We start from the raw sequence: 21051 nt of genomic DNA, 5'->3' as shown, positions 1-21051 counted from the left end.
GGTGGCGCGCTGGAGGTACCCGGGATGTCCACCGAACTGGGCGTCGCTGAACACGACCACGACCTGCGGCGTGCCCTCGATCAGAGCCAGCACCGACTGCACGTTGAAGGCATGCGTATCGGTGGCCACGATCCCGCGCGCCCCGGCCCCGGCCGCGCTCATGATCTGCACGACCTCGACCTCGCCGGATACCGGCTGGAAGGCACGTCCGTACCGAACCTCGAGCGCACGCCTCGTCCCGGCGAAGTGTGCGGCGAGCGCTGCCTCGACCTCGGCGAGCGTGGTGCCGGGTGGCAGCGCCGCGGGCGTCGCCGTCGCCGGATGACCGGCACTGGTCGCGTCCGCCGCGACCGCGCACCTGTCGCAGTTGTACTGCCGGCCCTTGTCCCCGCGGTGACCGTGGTTCACCAGCCGCAGGGAATGTTGGACCATCCGGCTCGCCAGCAGGCGGTGCTCGATCTGCTCGGGATCCAGGCCCAGCGCCGCGTCGATCTCCTGCGCCCGCTCGAGGTCCGCGAGCGAGGCCATCCGTGCGTCGTGCACCCACCGCACGTGCGCTCGCGGCGAGGCGTCGAGGAGCCTCGAGCCGTAGTTCATGCGCAGCACATGCGCGGCATCGGGAGACAACCGGTGCGCCGCGGCGAGCTCCGAGATCAACGCCTCCACGGCCTGCTGCTCCTGAAGCTGCTCCGGCGAGAGCAGGAACGGCTCGGCCCAGCGGCTCCCGACCAGGTGTACCGACATTCCAGGCGTCGAGAAGTCGAGCAGCGCGGCATCGCCGTCGACCCGGTCGGGAACGGCGATCGGCTCGAACGCCTCACGGAGCCGGTCGCGCCAGCCGGGGAACACGTCGTCGAGCCGCTGGACGGTCGTCGACGCGTGCACGTCGTGGCTCTCCCAGCCGTGCGGATGCAGGCGATGCAGCTCCTCGTGCCCGGCGATGACCTCCCGTGCCTTCCGTGATTCCGCGAGGACCTCGCTGACGTGCGTGAACGACACCGTCCACACACGGTCGTCGCCGGCCCCGCCGAAGACGGTGTACGCGAGCATCCGCGTGCCGAGACCGCCCATGCCGGCCCTGCGCAGCGGCGCCGCGACCAGGCGCCAGTCGACGTCGACCCCGCCGCCCCTGGGTGCCAGCGCGGCGGCCACCGGGCGGAGGATCCGCACGAGCAACCGCTCCTCGTGCGGCTCGATGCCGCCGATGATCAGCCCGCCGCCCTGGACGTCCCCGTCGCCGAGCGCAGTCCAGATCCGCCGTGTCACCGCCCGGACGGCCGAGGCGAGATCGTCGAGCTCCGTGCGAAGGCGGGCGAGCGTGGTGGGCGACGGCAGCCCATCCGCATCTTCCAGAGCAACCAGCTCGACGAGCAGCTTGCCGACCCGCTCGTACGCGTCGTCGCTCTCGTCGAACAGCTCGGCGCGCAACCAGTGCTGCTCCGGTGAGGCCGGCACGAACGCGCCCAACCCCGCACGAGCGCCTTGCAGCACCTGATGGAGCAGGGCGGCTTCGTCGAGCACCGCGGTGAAGTCGGACGAGGCGATCAGCGCGCCCCAGGCGGCGGCGACGACCTCGTCGACGTAGGCCAGCAGCCGCGCGCGCAGCTCGTCGTCCCCGAACAGATCGAGGACGTGGTCCTGGACGACCCGGCGGTCGTCGATCAACGCCTGCAGCGCGTCGGGGTCGGTCCTTGCCGCCTGCCCGAGCGCGTCCTCGGACGGCCGCATGCCGTCCTCGATGATCGTCGCCATCGACAGCCACTCGACGACCACGGCAGCTGCTTGCGCCTGATCAGGGCGTACCACCGGACCCGCTGCCACCAGCGCACGGGCTTGCGCGATCAGGTCCTTCGTGTGCGCCACCCGCTCGTCGAGCGAGCCGATGATGTCGGACCGATCACCGATGGCGGTCTCGATCGCGTCGAGCAGACGCGCCCGCGCGGCGAGCTGCTCCGTGTTCCCCGGCAAGAACGCCCTGAGCGTCTCGATGAGAGCGGCGGCAGTGTCGGCGAGCATTCGCGCTTCGTCCGCCTCCGTCACCGTGGAGTCCGCGAGCGCCGCCTTCGCCGCCTCGTGGAACTCCGCCGCGAACCCGAGGAGCAGCGCGCGCAGGGCGGAGCTGCCCGCCGTCGCCGCGTAGATGCCGAGCTGGACCCGCGAGTAGTCGTCGATGAGTGCTCGCAGCGCGTCGGGGTCCTCCACGCTCATGAGTTGCAGCTGCCGCAGCGCCCGCGTGGTCAGCAGCCGGTCCTCGTCGATCGTCTGCGAGGCGAGGGACCGCTCGGCCAGCACCGCGAGGAGGTGGCGCAGCGCCGGGTCGTCGATCCCGAGCAGCTCGGCGAGGACCGCTTCGGTGTACTCGTGCAGCGCCCCGTCGGAGGTGCGGAAGTAGAGCCGGACGACGCCGTCGGCCGTCCAGACGTGACCGGCCGCGATCTCCTTCCACGTCGCGTCGCCGCTGACGGTTTCGGTGAGCCGGACCTGGAAGACCCGCGGCGGGTTGCGCACGCCTCGATCGACCGACAGGAGATCCCGGTACGCCGGACCGTCCTCAATGCCGGCGACCTGCTCCGCGACCACGCGGCGCAGCAGATCCAGCAGTGCACCGAGGCGGGCGTGCTCGCGCGGCCAGCGCGCACCCTGCCCCAGGTCCCTGACGATCTCCGCCCGATGCCCTTCATCCCACTCGAACGTGCCGCGCATCTGCGCGCCCACGACACGCTCGTTCACCGGCGGCCCGAAAGGCTTCTGGAAGTCGGCGGGTGCGCGTCCGAGCACGACGTCGGCCCCGCCGATGGCGAGGGCGCCCCCCAGCACCGGTGGCGCGCGGCCACGGTCCGACGCCCAGAACCGCACGCCGCGCCTCACCGGTGCGTCCAACCGACGGGGCATCGCCCGGAACAGCGCCGCAACGCCACGGACCAGCAGGTAGGCGCCGATCCAGAACCCACCGACCACAGCCGCGGTCGCGCCCGCGGTCAGGACGAAGTCGACCACCGAGGAGAGGTCGAGCTCGGAACCCCTCGCAGCCACCTCGCCGACGCCCGACGCCGTGTCGGCCTCGGCCGTGCCGGCACCACCGACCGTGCCGGCGACGGTCAGCCCGCCGACGAGTGCGGCCACCCCCGGCAGGCCCCAGCCGAGGCCGCCCTTGCCCTGACGCTCGAGCCTCCTGCTGACCTGACGGAGGATCGAGGCCAGGCCCTTCCCCGGGCGCTGCTTGAGAAGCGCCTGTGCGACGGAGGCGCGGTCCTCCGGCTCCACCTTCTCGCCGAACCACTCGACGAGCTCGGTCACGAGCTCCCGGCGGTAGGCCTCGTCCGGCCGAACGAGGTACCGGCCGTCGTCGTAGCGGCGACGGTTGCCGAGGCGGTCGACGTTGTCCGCGAACCAGTCCCAGTCCGCCAGCAGCTCGGCGAGGTCCGCATCGGTGACGACCCGGCGCTCGTAGATCGGCTTCACCGTGCGGAAGCTGTCGCCGAGCCCGGCGAGAAGCTTGCTCCTGAGCTTGCGGTCGACATGCGCGAGCAGGTTCTTCATGCGCGGTCGCTTCGCCGCGATCGCGTCGGCGACGACCGGCCGCTCGTTCGGCGCGACCCGCTGCCGGAACCATGTGACGAGATCGTCGACCAGCTGCCGACGCGCGAGCTCGTCGCCGCGAACGATGACCCTGCCGAGGTCGTGCCGGCGCTTGTGCAGCGACTCGGCTTTCTTGACGAACTCGTCCCACCTCTGGAGGTGGTGCTCGAATTCCCCGCGGTTGACGTTCTCGGGCAGATACGGTTCCGCGGGTCGCGGCCGGCCATGGCGAGCCGGGGAGGACGTGCTCGTCGGGTCACCGACGTAGCCGCGGCCACCGCTCGTCCCTGCCGGGTCGATGTGGTCCGAGCCCCGGCCGTCGACCGCGCCGGAGTAGCCGGGGTCCCACTCGTTCGAGCCCTCGACGATCACCACGTCACCGCGCTCCGTGACCCCGCCCCGGTAGCCCTCACCGAGCACCTGCCCTCGCAGTTCGTTGTTGGCGAAGTGCTCGGCCGGGGTCAGGGTGACGCCCCAACCCGTGAGGATCTGGTCGAGGTGGCCGACCGCCGACGGGTCGACGTGGATCCGGACCTCGAGCCAGCGCTCCTTGTCAGCCTTCCGCTTCGCGACCCCCAGGTAGTCGTGGACGAAGGCGTCGGCCCGCTCTCGCCACTGCCTCGAGAGCGAACTGCCGCCGACGGCACCGGCGAGGCCGCGCGCGACCTGGTTGGCACCGGCGGTGGCGCCCTGGATGCCGAACCGCCACCACAGCTCACCCGGCGCCGGGCCGTCGTCGTCGCTGCTCGACGTCACGCGCCGCTGGCGGTTCGTGCCGCCGTTGCGCGGCTGGTCGCGACCCGTCTCGTCCTCCGGCGCGCCGTGCCTCCTGGCCACGTCGTCCGGGCCGTGGCCGAGAATCCGGTGCAGCAGCCACTGCCAGTACGGCAACTGACGGATCAGCTGACCCCGCGCGGCAGGCGCGTTCGGCCGGCCGGGGCGTTCGGTCCCCGGCACCCGTTCGCTCTGCGGCCTCGACGGCTGGTCACCCTGGCTGACGAGGAGGTCGTCGATGACGTCCTGCAACTTGTCGAGGAGCCAGTCCTCGATGGCGGCCTGGTCCTTCTGCCACTGGGGATCTGCCTTGCTCACATTCGCCGCGGTGCCGGAGCCCTTCGAGGAGTTCACCGACCCCGACAGCCACTGCAGGTTCAGCGGGGCGTTGGCGATGGCGAACATCAGGTCCGTGCCGAGCCGCCAGAAGCCGGGGAGGTTGACGATCTTCGCCAGCGGCACGATGTGGTCCGCAGCTACCTTCGGGTTCTCGTCCGTGCCCGCGATCCTCGTGCTGGGACGAGCCGGGTCGATGTCGCCGGGCTTGGGGCGAGGTGCACCCTGGAACGGAATGTCACCGACCGTGCCGGGGCTGACCTTGCGCAGTGCCTCGTAGATCGGGCGGACCGGTGACGTCTTGTCGATGCGGAAGCGACCGGCACCGATGACGGGCGGAGTGAATCCGGCCGGGATCTTCGCCCGGGCGTCGTCGATGAGCAGACGGGCGCTGTCGGAGATCCTGCGCTTCCGGGTCGAGCCGTCGGCCAGATCGGCCAACGCCTTGTCGAGGAGGCGCTGCTGTTCTTCAGTTCGGGAAGGCTGTTCATCACCGCCGGCGCGTACCGGCAGTCCGCCGGCCGGCGGGCCACGCGCCAGGTATCCGCCAGGCGCGAACCGCTTCGCACCCGGCGTCAGGTCCGGCGCGATCAGCGACATCGGCGCCGCAGCCGGCCGCCGTGAACCGTCGGGCAGGATGTCGACCCAGCCACCCGACACCGGTGCGATCCGGGCCGCGCCGCCCGCGGTCGCCGGCGCGAACACGTCCACGTCGGCTTCCGGCGCCCGGATTGGCACGCCGAGCCCGCCCGCGAGCGCCCGCCCGTCGTCCTCGCTGATGCAGCCGAGGCGGCAGGCGACGGCATCGATCCGCGGCTCGTTGCCCGCCGCGACGGTCTCGTCGAGCAGCGCTCGCACTTCGGGGTGCGAGTGCAGCAGCTCCCGCAGCTGCTCGAACGTGGCCAGGATGATCGCGTCTGCCGCTGGGAAGACGAAGTGGTCCGCGGTGGCGTGGCCGACCAGCACGATCGATCCGGGCTCGCCCCGCAACCCCGGCCCGTACGAATGGAGCCGGTCCTCCCCGACCGTGCGGTCCTCGTACCGCCACGCCCACTTCGGAGCGACGATCACGACGTTCTCGAAAACGCGCAGCTCGTCCTTGATCCGCTGCAGGTCCGCCTCCGTGGCGGGCCGCGTCGGAGGAGGACCACGTGCCCGCGCGATGAACCAGGCAGCCGCAGCGCCGACGACGACGATGGCCACAGCGGCACCGATCAACGGGTGGACGCCGGACGAGAAGTCGAACAACGCACCCGGCTCGGCCTGGCGGCCACCGGTCGGGCCGAGACCGGCCGCGCTCGTCGAACCGACGGTGGCAGCGGCGCCGGCGGTGGCGGCGTTCGCCATGGCCGGTGCGACGAGGGCGATGGCCACGGCCGCGCCCAGCACGCCCAGGATGCGCCGGACGGCGTCCTGGATCCGCAGCCACAGCGGCGGGCCGCGCTGCTGCGCGTCGTACCGGTCGTTGCTGGGGCGGTGTGCGGTGAACTCCGCGGTTCCGCCCTCGTCGGACCGACCCTGGGCCGAGTTCCCCGGAGTGGACCCCGCCGCACCCGAGCCGCCGGTCCCGGAGCCGCCTCCTCCGCCCGCCGTCATGCCCGGCCCGCCGGTCCGGTCGTTGCCGTCATCGGACGCGCCTGGGGCCGATCCCCGCGACGTCCTCGCTCCCCTGCCGCTGCGCGCCTGCCCCGGGACGGTCACGTCGCCGGCGAGCCGGGTGTCGGGCAGATTCACCGTGGACCAGGTGACGCCGCCTGCGGCCGTGTCCAGCACCGCCATGCCCACCGCGGTGAACGCCGAGTGGCGGAGGAAGTCCGACACCTCGTCGGCTCGCACGACCCTGATGCCGTTCCCGGCGTCGACGAGGTGGAAGCGACCGCCGGTCCGCACCACGGGGGTGGTGAGATCCGCCTGGGCGGGCGTCTGCGACGCCGCCAGCAGCTGCGCTACGCGCCCTGGCTCGGTGAGTGGACCGTTCGGCTCGGGCCGCACGTTGCGCAGCGCCATCCGCAGGCGCTGCTTCGTGCGCTTGCTCCAGTGGAGGTCGTGCTCGGCGGCGAAGTCGCCGACGACCTGCGCAGGCCGGGCGTGGCCGGACATCCGGCCGACGTGCAGCAGCGCCCGTAGCCGGGCGGCGGTGAGCTCGCCGTTCATCGCCAGGATGTAGAGATCCGCGATCACGCTCATCGGGACCTCGGAGACCAGGCTGAGCCGCCCGAGCTGGTGGTGCAGATCCGCGCCGACCATCGTCGCAACCGCCTCGCCGGGACGGCCCTGCAAGGTCGCGACGATCGACGCCAGGCGGCCGATGGTGCCGCGCAGCTCGGTCTGCTCGAAGCTGTCGAGGATCGTCACCGGGCCGGGCGCCTGCCGCAGCGCCACGAGCCGGGCGAGAGCGACGGTGGCGTCCTCGGCGGCGAGGCGGGCCGACTCCAGGGTGGCGACGGCGTGCCCGTCGAGGTATGCGGCCACGATCTGCGTGCCGGTCACAAGCCCGAGCAGGGTGTCGATCGCTCCGGCGTAGTCGCCCGCCTCCATCTGCGCGCGGGCGTGCAACACGGTGTCGGGGTGCACCCCGGTCAGGTACGCGGCGATCTCGTCGAACTCCGCCTGCCCCGGAACGTCCGCGTCGCCTTCGCTGCGGACGGCGCCGCCCATCGGGTCCGAACGCTCCGGCTCCGTCGCCGCGCGGTACTCCTGCAACGCCCGGTACAACGCGGCCTCGGCACGATCCAGGTGCGCGACGGCGCCCAGCAGCCCGGCAACGCTACCGCTGCGGCTGTACCGCATCTCGGCGAGGGCCACCAGCTCCCGCGCCGCGACGAGGTTCTCCGTGAGCGGGCCGGCGATCTCGCCGACCATGGCGTCGATCCCGCTCTCGTCGACGGCGGCCCGACCCACCTCCTGCAAGGACGTGCCGGCCGGCCTGCCGTTGACCTCGGCGACCACCGAGTTGTCCGGCTTGATCTTGCCCTTGACGATCGCCGTGAACCGCTTCTCGTTGAGGATCTCGGCGCGCTTCACGGCCTTGTCGACAAGGCGCTGGACCTCATCGCGCGGGATCACTCCGTCGCCGTAGCGCTCCTTCAGCCTCGCGATCTGGCGCTGGTTGCCGTACTGCTTCAGGATCGGGTCGTCCAGGGAGAGGATCTGTCCCACCGAACCGGGCTCGCCCTGCCGTCCCGCGCGCCCGTATGCCTGGTTCAGGGCCCGGTTCGACTCGAAGGCGCTGCCGACGGTCACGCGCAATCCACCGGCTTCGAGCACCGCCCGCCGGGCCTGTGTGAAGGCGGTGATCCCGGAGCCGCCCAGCTTGATATCGGTGCCGCGCGCGATCATGTTCGTCGCCACGGTGACCTGGTACGGGCGCCCGGCCGCGGCCACCACCTGGTTCTCCCGGTCGTAGCGCCCGTCGAAGGCGTTCAGCACCCGCGCCCGCACACCGCGCTCGCGCAGCATCGCGGCGAACACCTCGGTCTGCAGCGGGGTGCGGAAGATCAGCAACTCGGGCCTGAGGTCGCCGTCGCCCGCGTCGATCCGCTCGCGGCTCTTCCGGGATGCCACCTCGTCGGCGAACGCGGCCAGCTGCGCCTTCTCGCTGCCGTAGACGACCAGATCTCGCGGCGGTCCCACTCTGCTGGCGACGCGCGGAGGGATCACCCGCACGCCCAGCCCGAAGTGAGACCGGTAGAGCCCGGCCCGGCCCGCGGTGCCGGTCATGCCGGCAAGCCCGCGGTAGTTGTCGAGGTACTTGACCACCGTGGTGTCGGCGATGGTCCGCTGGGGGTTGCGGATCGGCAGGCCGTGCCAGGCCTCGAGCGCCTCGTGCAGACCGTTGTTCCACCGCTGGCCGTCGAGTGCCCGGCCGTTCGGGTTGTCGAGGATCTCGACCCGCACGCGGTCACGGATCACGTACGTTCGGCCGAACACCTCGCGCGCGGCCCGTCGTGCGTTGATCAGATCGCTGATCTGCCGTTGCGTCAGCCGGCGTCCGACCCTGCTGGCGATGAGATCGACCTGGGCCTTGCTGATGGTGTAGCCGCGCTTCTCGCTGAAGCTGATCTCGATGTCGTTGCGCAGCTTCGCTGCGAAGTCCCGGGCCCAGATGAGCTCGGCCCGGCGGGCCGAGCTCCCGGCGACACTCATCGCGAGCCGGTAGTCGTCCGCCCGCAGGAGGATCATGTCGGCTTCGTCGATCAGGGCGAAGCGCTTACCGACCTGCACCTTCGAGGAGGAAGCCACCCGCTGGTCCTCGAGGAAGTCGAAGACGAAGCTGCTGACCGCGCCGATCGTCACATCGGCCTGGTACGCCCCCCGCCGGACAGCGGTGGACTGCCACCGCTCCGCCAGCAGGCTGACCTCGAGACCCAGCTTCTCGGCGAAGGGCCGGTAGTCGTTCCAGGCATCGACGGCCTTCTGGCCGTTGTGCGTCATCACGTGCACGCCGTGCGCCGTGCCACCCGCAGCCCGCTCGGCCTGGTGCTCGAGCGCGCGCTTGAACGCGACGACCATCCCGGCGATGGTCTTGCCCTCACCGGTTCCCAGCTGAGCGATCACCCCGCGCAGCCGCTGACCCCGCCGGCCGCGCATGCCACGGTCCATCACGATCGCGGCGGCGAGCTGCACGTCGTGCAGGCGCAGCTGCGCCTGCCCCGGTCCGCGCTCGGTGCGGCGGATCGTCTCCGCGAGCACCGCGAAGTACTGCGGGCTGGTGAGCCGTTCGCGGTTGAGCACCTTCTCGACCAGCTCGCCGTAACGCTGGTCGTTCAGGTTGGTCCACTCCTGCTTCGCGGCGCGCATGGTCCTGCGGTCGCCACGACGCAGCTCCCTGTAGAGCGTGAGAGCGCGTTCTGCCTCGTAGAGCTCCTTCCTGGCCTTCTCGACCGCGATCTCGGGCCGAAGCCGTGCGTGATCCAGCGCCCGACGGCGGTCGGCGTTGCCGGTCTTGCGGTACTCCGCGTCCAGCCGGTTGAGGTATTCGCTCCGGTTCCGGAACGCGGCGGCCAGCTTCTGCTTCGCCGTTGCGACCGCGTTCTTCAGGGAACGCTTGGTGAAGCTGGGGTCAGAGCTGGTCGGCCCCTCCGGAGGCCCGCGGTTGCGGTACTGGTCCAGCCACCCCTGCCGGGCGCGGAACGAGGTCAGGTTGGGACGTCCGACCTTGCCGGTCGGGCGCTGTGCGCCATCGCCGTCACCTGGCTTCGGATCCGGCCGTTCGCCGCCCCCGTCCGTCTTGGACGGGCGGCCGCCACCGAGGTTCGGCTGGCTCGGCGGCACACCGTCGACAGGCTTGCCGGGACCGTTATCGATCGGCTTGCCGGGCCCCGGCGCCGGGGATCCGGGCTCGGACCCTTCCGAGTGCCGCTCCCGGACCAACCGCACCTGGTCGTTGGCGACCTGGATGGCACGGACCCTGGTCTGCTCCGCCACCGTGGTGAGCCGAGCGGCGTCGTGTGCAGTGACCACGGCGTCCTGTGCCGACCGGTAGGCGGATGCGGTGGGCGCCTTGGCGGCCGTCCGCGCCTCGGCCGCCCTCGCCGCGGCCGCGGCGGCGAGACGATCAGCGGCTGCGGCAGCCCTGGTCGCGTCGGCGGCGCGGGCGGCCGCGGCGGCGCTTCCCTCGGCGAGCGCCTCGGCCTGAGCCACGATCGCCTGTGCTCGCGCGACCGCGGCTTCAACGGCGAGCCTCGTGGCCTCGGCCTCCGCGACCTTGGCGGCGGCGAGAGCGGCGTCGCGCGTGGCGGCGGTCTCGGTGGCTCGCGTCTCGGCCTTGCGCGCGTCCGCCGCGGCCCGATCTGCTGCCTTGGTGGCCTTCGTGGCGTCGGTCGCGAAACGTGCGGCTGCCAGCGCAGCCCTGCTGTCGGCCACCGTCACGTACGCCTGCCGGAGGGCGTCGTGCCGAGCGGCACGCACCGGGTCCTGCAGCCCGGGCCGGGAGAACCTGCCTCCAGGCGACTCGCTCAGCTGCCGGGCACGCCTCTCGAAGCTGGCCGAGATGTCACGGGCGAGGGCGCCGGGCCTCGTCCCCAAGGTGTTGTAGGCGCTGGCCGTCCGGCGCGATCCCAGGATGCTCACGCCCATCACGCCGTGACGGGCGACCCCACGAGCGAACTCGGCGCCCCGGGCCATGGTGCCTGCGATGCCGTTCAGGCGCTCGCCGACGTTGCCCCACCTGGTTCCGAAGGGCACGCCCTCAGAGCCGCGAGCCGCCCCGCGGGCCATCGCCGCGGAGGCCGCGGTGGAAGTGAGCCGTGACGCGGAGGCGAACGTCCCTCGCGCCAGCGCGGCCGCGCCACGGAAGGGCAGGCCCAGCAGGACGAACGGCGCCCTGCCGACGTACCCGACGGCGTCCGCGGCACGCCCGATTCCGTTGTAGACACCGGCCTTGCGCTCCAGACCCAAGGCCTGCTGCCGCAGGCCGGACCTCATGCCGGCGAAGGCGTCGAGGGTCATCGAACCGCGCTGGAGCGTGCCCGCGGTGGCGCGCAGGGCTCCGGCCTGGGCGGCGAATCCGGCCCCCCGGCCCTTCGCGACCGCGCCGAACGGGGCGACCACGATCGTGACGGGCAGGGCGACGCTGGCCACCGTGCCGAACGGGTCGTGGAAGAACGCCTTGCCGCGGTCCTCCTTCCCGTTGATGAGGCCCCACGAGTGCTTTGCCATGTCCTTGACGGTCGTGGTGAACGGGCTGACCCGGGCCTTGTACTCCTCCTGGGACTCCCCGACGTAGCGAGGAATGCCGGGGACCTCGCCACCGGCGTCGGCGATGATGCGCGGGGGAAGCGACACCCCACCGGCCTCGATGCCGTGCTCGATGTTGTTGATGGCCTCGTAGCCGTACCCGCCGAGCGCGGTGCCGGGGATGAAGCTGATCGATCCGCTCGCGAACTGCGCCGCGCTGCGTCCGGCGTTGCGGAGAAAGCTGTCGGTGCCGTAGCCGAACGCGCGGTTGTACTCGCGCACCACGTGGGCGTTGAGCTGCTGGGCACCGTCGCCGAGGAACTTGAAGAAGTTCTTGAAGCTCTTGGGGTCGACCTCCGCCGCGAAGTTGTCCAGCTTCTCCCGCTCACCCTCGCCGAGACCCTCGGCGAGCGCGCGGTAGCTGCCGTTCACGACGTTCGCCCGGCTGAAGAACCGGTTCACCGTGGCCACCCGCTTCGGGTCGCCGAGCAGCGCCTCCCTCGTACCGGCGTCACCGGCGAGGCCCGCGATGAAGGCGATCCGGTCGTCGGCGTTGCCGAAGGCGCCGTTCTGCCGGGCGATCACCCGCAGGTCCAGCTTGTCGTCGCGCAGGGCTCGGATCGTGGTGTCGTTCTTCGGCACCCAGGTCGCGGCCAGGCTGGAGAGCTCGTCCGGCGTCAGGTCACGCTGCTGGGCGTTCGGTCCGTCCTGCGTGACCAGCGGGCTGCTGTCCGCGTCCATCAGCCGCTTGAGGTCGTCGTAGCCCTGCGCCGCACGCATCGCCAGCACGAGGTCCAGCCCGTGCGACGGAAGCGACATGTCGTTCAGCCGGTTGCCCGGCTTGCGAGGCGCCACGAGGGCCGCGTCGTAGCTGGCCTCGATCGAGTCGACGAAGCTGATGACCTGGTTGTTCGCCGCGACGTCGGCCGGGGTCTGCGGGTCGGCCTGCGGAAGCTTGTCGACGAGCCCCGCGATCGCGTCGAGGTTGTTGCGCGCCCGCTCGATGTTCGCGGCGTAGCCGGGGTCTGCGACCCCCGCCGCGGCGAGGTCGTAGGTCCGGAGGCCGCCCCGCTCCTTCTCCATGCCCTCCCGCAGGGGGCGTTCGAGATCGGCGATCTCCCGCGAGAGTCCGTCGAGCTCGGCCGCCCGACGGTCGAGATCCGCCTTGTTCCCACCCAGCCCGCGGTTGTAGGCGTCGACCGCCTTGTTGTAGTCGTCCAGCTTCTGCTGGTACGCACCGCGCTTCCCGACCAGCGTCGGATCGGTCTCCAGCGTCTTCTGGAAGCCGGCCACCACGTCCTGCTTGTCCAGGATCATGGTCTTCGCGTCCTGGATCTGCGTGTCCTTCTGACCCGGGTCGGGGTTCCAGTCGCGGCCGGTGATCGCCTTGAACAGCGCAGGATCCTCACCCAGCAGCCGCTCCACGTCCTCCGTGTTGCGCGGCTGGGTGTCCGCAACCTTGAAGATGGTCTCCACCGCGCCGCGGGTGCGCTGCGCGCGGGACATCAGGGTCGGGTTCTTGGCCAGTTCCTGCAGGAAGGCGTCGCGCTCCTCCCGGCTCATCCCGTCGAGCCCGGCGTGCCCTGCTGCCGTCGCCAGCCCCTCGAGCTGCGCGTTGCCGGTCTGAGACATCCAGCGGGCGTGGCTCTGTGAACCGCCGTACATCGCGACGGCCTCAGCGCGAGCCTCCAGGTCCTGGCGTCCTCGGCCGGGCGGGCCGACGAACTCCAGGTCCTGCATGCCGAGCGCGAGGGTGACCTTCTCGTCGGGGTTGACCCACTTCACGCGGTCGTCCGGCTGTGCACTGACGCACCGGGAGCTGGCGCAAGCCCGGCCGTTGTTGTAGCCGTCGGGCTCCGAGTAACCCAGGTAAATGCCGCCGCCGTCGCCCCAGTCCTCGATCGGGTTGTGGTAGGCGTCGTCCCCCCTGACATGCCCGTCACCCGAGGTGAATGCGACCGCCCACCCACCGCTCAGGTCATCGTTGCGCAGCTGCTGGACGAACTCGAACCGGCCCTTACCGCCGTTGCGGACCGATCCCGTCTGCTTGTCGACGTAGCCGGTGTCCCCCACGGCGGTGCCGGTGCCGACACAGCTACCGGCCGAGCCCGCGCAGAGGTTCCTGCCGCCCAGGCCGGGCGCCGTCGGCATGCGGTGCTCGGCGAAGCCGGCCTTCTTGTCGTCGCCCGCGCAGCCGGCACAGAACAGCAAGACACCTTCGGCGCTGGTGATCCTTCCATCAGCGGGGGCTGCACCGTCGTTCTCGATCCGCATGCGGCCGCCGTAGCCCATCGAGTTGCGGACGACGATGTTGGCCTTGCCGGATTCCAGGACGAGGCTGTCGCCCCAGGCTGAGGTGTACTCACCCGTGCCGTTGAACTGGAACCCGGCGTTGTCGGTGGTGCCCCCGGCACCGGCGGTGATCTTGCCCCAGGTGCCGTGCGTGGTCACCTGCTCGAACTGCGGCGCTTTCGGGCTGAAGGGCTTCGCCCCCTCTGGCAGCACGACCTCGGGGCCCGTGTAGGTGAAGCTGCCCTTGATCTCGCCGTGGAACGGGACGTTCGCATCCACGATCTTGAGGTTGTTGACCGTGTCCCGCTCCGCCGTGATCACGATCTTCTTGCCGCTGCGCCCGTCGGTCACGCTGCCGTTGCCGCCGACCGAGGCCTGGGTCCGGCCGGCCGCGTCGCGAGCGATCCCGGCGCTGGTCTGGCCGTAGACCTGGTGACGGCCTGGGCCGTTCTCGGCCACCCGGTCGGACGCGCCGAAACGGGTGGCGCTGTTCGCGACCGCGTTCGGGTCGATGCTGGCCTGCGGGCCGTCGGCAGCACCGAACGTCTTGCGCCCGTCGGCGCCGACGGGCAACGCCGCCACACACGTCGCGTCGCAGACCTGCGGCTTGTCCTCGCCGGCCCTCTTGATCTCCAGCTTGGGGTTGCCCTGCTCGTCCGTGCCCGAGTTCGATCCGCTCTGGGTGGGGCCGAGATCGCCGAGATCGAGCGGTTGGCCGTTGTTGCCGACGGGCGTCTTCTTCGGCAGCGGCGGCGTGGTCGCGGTGAAGACCGGGGCGTTGTGGCTCTCCCGGAAGTTCTGGCAGTTGCCGAAGCAGGCCGCCTCGCCGCCGTCACCGTCGAAGGGGTCGGCGATCGCGGTGACGCCGCAGCCGCCGCTGCCGCTGCCGCTGCACTGCGCCGTCTTCGTCGCGTCGAGGTGCCCGCCCCAGGAGTTCTCCGTGGCCGGGATCTCGGCACGGGCGGAGTCGGCGGCGAACGCGGAGTAGTGCGTTCCTGAGCAGTCGGCGTCACCGGAGCAGCTGGCGGAAGCCTGCGCCGTGTTGCCCTGCGCGAAGGCGGAGGCGGACACGGCGACCCCGCCCGCGCCCATCGTGCCGCCGCCGACGCCGTGCGCGTAGGCCTCGGCGTGCGAGCCGCTCTTCGCCCGCATCGACGCCGAGCGGGTTGCCTCGTAGTGGTAGCTGCAGTTGGTTCCGGCACTGCCCTGGCACGACGCCGACGCCTGGGCCGAGTGCGCGTCGCCCTGAGCCGCCGCCGACGTGACGACCTCGCCGCCGCCGACGGTGCCGGTCGCGAACCCGACCGCGTCCGCCTTGGCCCCAGACGCCGCGGCGTGGCTCTCCGCCCGGTACGAGAACGAGCACGTCGACCCGTCACTGCCGGCGCACGAGGCGGAGGCGAGGGCATAGTCCGCGCTGGCGGCCACCCGGCTCGAACCGGCGCACTGCCCGTTCGCGCCTGCGGTGCAGTCGCTGTTCGACCGGGCTGTGTTCATCCCGCCTTGTGAGGCGGCGTCGGCAACGCTGGCTGTGTGGGTCGTGCAACCGGTGCCGGCGCAGCCTGCCGTGGTCTCAGCGAAGTCCTTCGCCGCCATCCCGGCCGTGCCGGCCTGACAGGCGCCGGCAGTCTGGCAGGCGGCGGTGGCGTTGTTGTGGACGGTGGCCGCGCCGGAGGCCTCGGTCTGCGAGGTCGCGTGGGTGGCGCAGCCCTCTGCGCTGCCGTTGTCGCACGCCGCACTGACATAGCCGCTGGTGCTTGCGGACCCGGCGGCCGGGTCGGCCGGGGTGACGACGCTGGTGGTCGACCCGGCGGTGATCTGGGCCTGGCAGTCGGTCGTGCCGTCGCACCAGGTGTCGCCCGTGGCGGCGCTGCGCGTCTGCTGCCCCGCCGGACCCGCCGCGGCGCTCGAGTTGCCCGTGAGAACGGCGGTGCAGCCGGCATCGGGGCAGATCGCCTGCGAGTTGGTCTCGGCCTGGGCGGAGAAGCCGGGGACCGGCTGGCCGTTCTCGCCGACACCGGCGTTCCGGTTGGTCGTGGTGCTGGCGTCGCTGGCGACTGCGCACCCGGACGCGGCGGCGGTGCACGCGGCGGTCGTGTGGGACTCGCCCGGCATGCCGGCGGTGTCGCCGGTCGTCGTCGCGGTGCACTCCGGGCCGGCGCACTGCGCGGTGGCCGAGGACTGCGACATCGTCGCCGGCGCGCCGGTGACCGGCTTCGCGGCCTGCTCTGCGGCCGCGGTGGCGACCTTGCGCGCTTCCTGGGCGGCGGTCGCGGCGTCGGCGGCTGCCTTCTGTTGTTCGGGGGTCGCGCCCTTGCGGGCAGCGACCTTCGCGGCCTGTGCTGCGAGCTGCTCGGCCTGCGTGGCCTGCTGCTCAGCCTGCTGGGCGGCGTCGTTCTGCTGCTCCGCGATGATGTCGGCCACGACCTGGCCGGATCCCGCGGTCGAGCTGGTGTGCGCCTGGCAGCCGGAACGGCCGCTGGCGCAGCTTGCGCTGGTGGTGGAGGTGCCCTCCGGTGGGCCACGGGCCTCACCGGAACCGTTCAGCGCGGCCGGGCCGTCGCTGCCCGATGCCGAAGTACGCGTGGTGCCCGTGCACCGGGTGCCGCCCTGGCAGTCGAGGGTGGCGCTCGCCATCGTCCAGCTGGAGGCGCCGGGCACGGTCGGACCACCCGAGTTCGCGCTCGAACCCGGCGCGGTCGGTGCGGGCGGCGTGGCCGGCTGGTCCTGACCGGGCTCGCCGGACCGCTGCTGCGGGGCCTGGTCGCCGGTCGTGCCGGACGTCACCGTGGCGTTGTCCGTGGAGCGGGCCTGCACCAGCGGCGCGATGCTGTTCGCGTCCGGGCCGCTCGACGCCGCCGAGTTGCTGACCGCCTGGCACACCCCGCCGGAGATGCCCTCACAGGAAGCTTCCGAGTGTGAGCCGCGCGGGTCCGGCGACACCGACGGGTCGGTGGCGGTCGCCGCGCTCGTCGCCTTGCCGGTGCACAGCTCCTGGCCGGTGCAGGTCAGCGTCGCTCCCGCCGCGGACGCGGCCGACGGGCCGGCAACGAGCCGCGTCGCATTGAGCTGCTGCCCCGCTCCGGCCTGCGACTCGGCCGCAAGCTCCTGGGCGGCGCCCGGCCCGGTCGACGCGGTGGAGACCGACTGCACGGTGCAGGCGCCGGTGCCACCCGTGCAGGAGGCCGTGCCGTTCGAGGTGCGCGGCGCACCCCCTGCGACCGCGCCGTCCCAGGCGGCGGTGCTGGTGTTGACGGTGCCGGTGCAGCCGTTCGGGCAGTCCAGCGCCGCGGACGACGAGGACGTCGACGACGGTCCGCTGGTGGCCTGCCCCGCCACCGGCTGACCGGTGGCCGGGTCGATCATGACGAAATCGGGGGCGCTGGAGGCCTTCGAGCTCGACTCACCCGAGCAGCCGCCACCGGTCACCATGCAGTCTGCGGCGGCGCTCGTACCACGAGCCTCCGGGGTGACCGCGGTGTCGCGCGCGCTCGTCGACGATGCCGTGGTGCCGCCGCACTCGGTGGCCCCGCCAGAGCACTTCACGGTGGCGCCCGCGTTGGATACGCTCACCGGCCCCGACACCTGCGCCACGCCGGTCGCCGGATCGCGGGTGGCCTCGCGGTCGGACACAGTGGTGTCCGAGTCGGCGGCGCAGCTCGCGCTCGCCCCGTGGGCGGTGCAGCTCGAGGATCCGGTGCTGTCGCGCACCCCGACGATGTCACCGGACGCGGCACCCGACGTCGCCGAGTTACCCGAACCGCTGCAGAGCGCGTTGTCGCACTCGACCCGCGTGCCCGTCCGGCTCGTCGCGGTCAGCTCGTGCCCGGCCGGACGGGCGACCAGCGTGCCGTCCGCGGCGCGGTCGAAGCTGGGGGCGGAGACACCGCCGTCCACCGCGTCGGAGGCGGATTCGCTGCGGCACCCGCCGGCGGTGGCGTCGCAGCTCGCCGAGCCGCTGGTCTCACGGACCGCCGCCGGAGCGCCGGGCGTGGCGTTCGGCGCAGCGACCTTGCCGTCGGTCGCGGTGGTGGCCTTGCCCGAGCAGCCCGCGGCGCCCTTGCAGTCGACACTCGCCTGAGCGGTGCTCGATGCCTTGCCCTTGCCGTCGGTGACCGACACGCCCATCGCGCCGCGCTCGACGTCGACGGAGCTGTTCACCTTCGTGCCCGACCGCGCATTGCAGCCGCCGCCGGTTGCCTCGCAGGTCGCCGAGCCGTCGCTCGCCCGCTCGGTGCCGTCCTGCACGCCGTCCGCCGAGCCGGCGGTCGCGGTCGTGGCCTTGCCGGAGCAGTCCGCGCCGCAGCTCGTACTGGCGTCGGCGCGCACATCGCCGGACCGGTCGAACGTCACCTTGCTCTTCGTGCCGCAGCCGGACGCGCCCTCGCAGTGTGCGGTCGCGTTGCCCTGGCGCGACTGCTCGCCGGTCGCGGTGGATGCCAGCCTTGTTCGATCGTTCCCGCGCCGGGCGCCCGAACTACCGGACTCGCAGGAACCGCTGCCGGTGCGGCAGTCCGCCTCGGCGCCGCCCGAATTGGCCCTGCTGCGCGCACTGCACCCATCGCCGATGGAGCACTTCGCCGACGCGGTGTTCTCGCCCTTCCGGGCGGTGCTGCTGCAGCTCGAGAGGTCGCACGACGCCGACGCCGTGTTGTCGCCAGAGCCGGTGGACACACCACACCCCGACACTCCACCCAGCGCCACGCACCGGTCGCCCTGCCGCTCGCCGCTCTCGTCCTTCGAGACCGATCCGCACTCGGCGAACGCCCCGCTCACACCGCACCCGGCGGCCGAGCCGTCCGTGCCGGCGTCACGCGACGACACCGTCTTCGGCTCGTCCCGCCCAGCCGCCTCACGCAGCCGGTCGGTCTTCTCGTAGAGCTCGTCCTTGTCGGCCTCGAAGGCCGCCACGTTCTTTTCGTGCGTCTCCGCGTCGACGGCGCCGGCAGCAACCTGCTGCGCCTCCGCCGCGAGCGAGTCCTCGCGTCCCTTCAGGCCCTTGTGCCCGTCGACGACCTCGTCGACCAGCTCGACCCGCTTCTCCGACAGCTCGGTCCGATCCGCCTCCGCCTGCGCCACCCGCTCCTGGTGCGCAGCCTCTTCCCGGGCGTACTCATCGGCCGTCTTCGTGCCCGCCGCAACCTGCTTGCGGCTCTCCTCGAGCGCCTCCGCGCTCTTGTCCGTCTCGATCCGCTCCTCGAGAACCTTCTCCGTGAGGTTCTCGGAATCCTCGTCGTCTTCGTCATCCTCATCTGACGGGGGACCCCGGGCGGCCTCGGCGGAGAGCAGCCGCGAACCCGCCGTCGACTCGCCGCACCCGGCGCCCGCGGACGCGCAGAGGTCGGGGTCGCCGGAGTCGTCGACGAGCACGCCGTCGACGTCGCCTGTCTTGCCTGAGTTCGTGCCGTCCCGCATCAGCACGGCAAGCTGCGGCTCCGGCTCTTCTGACGAGTCGCGGCTCGACTCGATCGACCTGGACACCTCGTCGACGAGATCGTCCACCGCGTCGGCGAGATCTTCGCCGTCATCGGACGCCGCCTCACGCACGACGTCGGCGACCCGGTCCCCGATCCGCTCGAACGCCTCCGTGTCGACCCGCGGACGACGGTCCGACGCGTCGCTCAACACCGGTTGGTCCCGAGTGCCCTCCCGGGCGACCAGCCGCTCGACGACCTTCTCGGCGTCGTCGGCGTCGGCCAGCGGCGCGCGGACCTCGTCGCTCGCATCGAGCGCCTGCTCGGCGTCGAGATCCTGATCGACGCCCTGATCGTCGTCGAGGTGCCGGCTCAGCTCGCGGACCGCGCGCTCGACGTCGCCCCGCTCGGGCTGGTCGCCGTCCAGCTCGTCCCGGTCTGCGCGGGCCTCTTCGACCCGTTCCTCGACGTCCCCGTTCGACGAGGCCGACCGAACCCAGTCCGGGATCCGCTCCAGCACATCGCGCGCGATCTCTCCGGCGTCCTCGCCGCGGTCCTCGACGAGATCCGCGACGGTGTCGCTCACCGAGTCGACCGTGTCGTCCTGGGCGGTCTCGGTGGAGTCCTCGTCCCGGTGGTCCTTGTCGCTGTCGTCCTGTCCAGCGGCGATCAGCTGCTGCGCCTCGTCCGACAGCTCGCCGGAGTCGTCACGGAGATCGTCGGCCTCCGCTCGCGCCCCCTCGATCCGCTCGTCGCCGAGGTACTCGTCGAGCGCCTCGCGCACCCCGGTCGACGAGGTGTCGGCCGACTCGTCGGCGCGCTCCTCGGTGAGGCCGTCCTCGTCGCTCGCAGCGGACTCGTCGTCGCTGGTCAGATCCTCGACCAGGTCTCGGGTGCGCTCCGCGGCGTCGTCGCTGATGCTCTCGGCGATGCCCGCGGTCGACCCGGCAAGGTCGTCGCTCTCGCGGTCAACGGGGTCGGACTCGGCGCCGTCGGCGTCCTCGGAGCCCTCCTCGTCGCTGGATTCGCCGGAGTCCGAGGAAGGCCGCTCCTCGCCGATCTTGTCATAATCCTCGCGGGTCGCCTCGACTGCTGCCGCGGTCGTCCCGTCGTCCGACTCGTCCGCCGAGTCGCGCTGGCCCGACGGCTCCGAACCCCGCTCCTCAGCGCCGTGCTGCTCGTCGGCGGCAGCGTCGTGATCCGACGCGGGCTGCGCCTCGGGGGTGTCCCCGTTCTCCGAGCCCTCGTCCTCCGATGCGCTGCCGGCTGCGGCCGCCTCTCGGTCCTCGTCGGCGTCGTCCTGCTTCTGGTCGTCCTGCTTCTGGTCGTCCTGCTTCTGGTCGTCCTGCTTCTGGTCGTCCTGCTTCTGGTCGTCCTGCTTCTCGTCTGCCTGCTTCTCGTCTACGGGCTCCTCGTCGCCCGAGTCACGATCGTCCGAGTCGCTCTCCGTCGACGGGCTGTCGTCGGAACGGTTCTCGTCGGACTCCTGCTTCTCCGACTCCTTCTCCTCCGAGCCGGACTCTTCTTCGTCGGACTCCTTCTCGTCCCCGTCGCCCTTGTCCCCGTCGCCCTTGTCGGAGTCCTCCTCGTGCGAGTCCTTCTCCGCCGAGTCGGAACCGGAGTCCGAGCTGTCGCGCGAATCCGAGTCGCCGCTGTCCGAATCGCCGCCGTCGTCATCCGAGGCTGACAGCAGAAGCACCGGGGAGCCGGACGTGCGGCCTCTTGCGGCCCGATCCTTGCCACCCTTCACGGCCCCGTAGACAACCGTCTGAACCGGAACCATGGCGGCGGTGGATGCCGGGGACGAGAGGAACGCGCCGCCGAGCCAGAGCACCGCGATTCCGAAAGCGGCGCCGAGGATCATGCGCAGGACCAGGAGCAGCCGATCCACGGGCGAGTTCTGCAGCCGTACCACGCAGGCGCCACCACGCACGGGGAGGCCGATGGCCTCACCGTCGTGGACTGGACGCCCGGACAT

The 21051-nt window shown here is 72.1% G+C and carries 1 protein-coding gene (only partly in view); it reads right to left on the bottom strand.

Annotated features, from left to right (window positions below; all coding sequences use genetic code 11):
• Nucleotides 1–21051, bottom strand: partial view of a hypothetical protein gene (locus tag K1T35_RS00620; RefSeq protein WP_220258249.1) — the 5' portion only. It extends 10164 nt beyond the left edge of the window; 21051 of the gene's 31215 nt are visible here — the first part of the coding sequence; it begins with the start codon at nucleotides 21049–21051; its stop codon lies off the left edge, out of view.

The organism is Pseudonocardia sp. DSM 110487 (genome assembly GCF_019468565.1).
Lineage (GTDB): Bacteria > Actinomycetota > Actinomycetes > Mycobacteriales > Pseudonocardiaceae > Pseudonocardia.
This window is presented reverse-complemented; position numbering and strand designations above follow the sequence as displayed.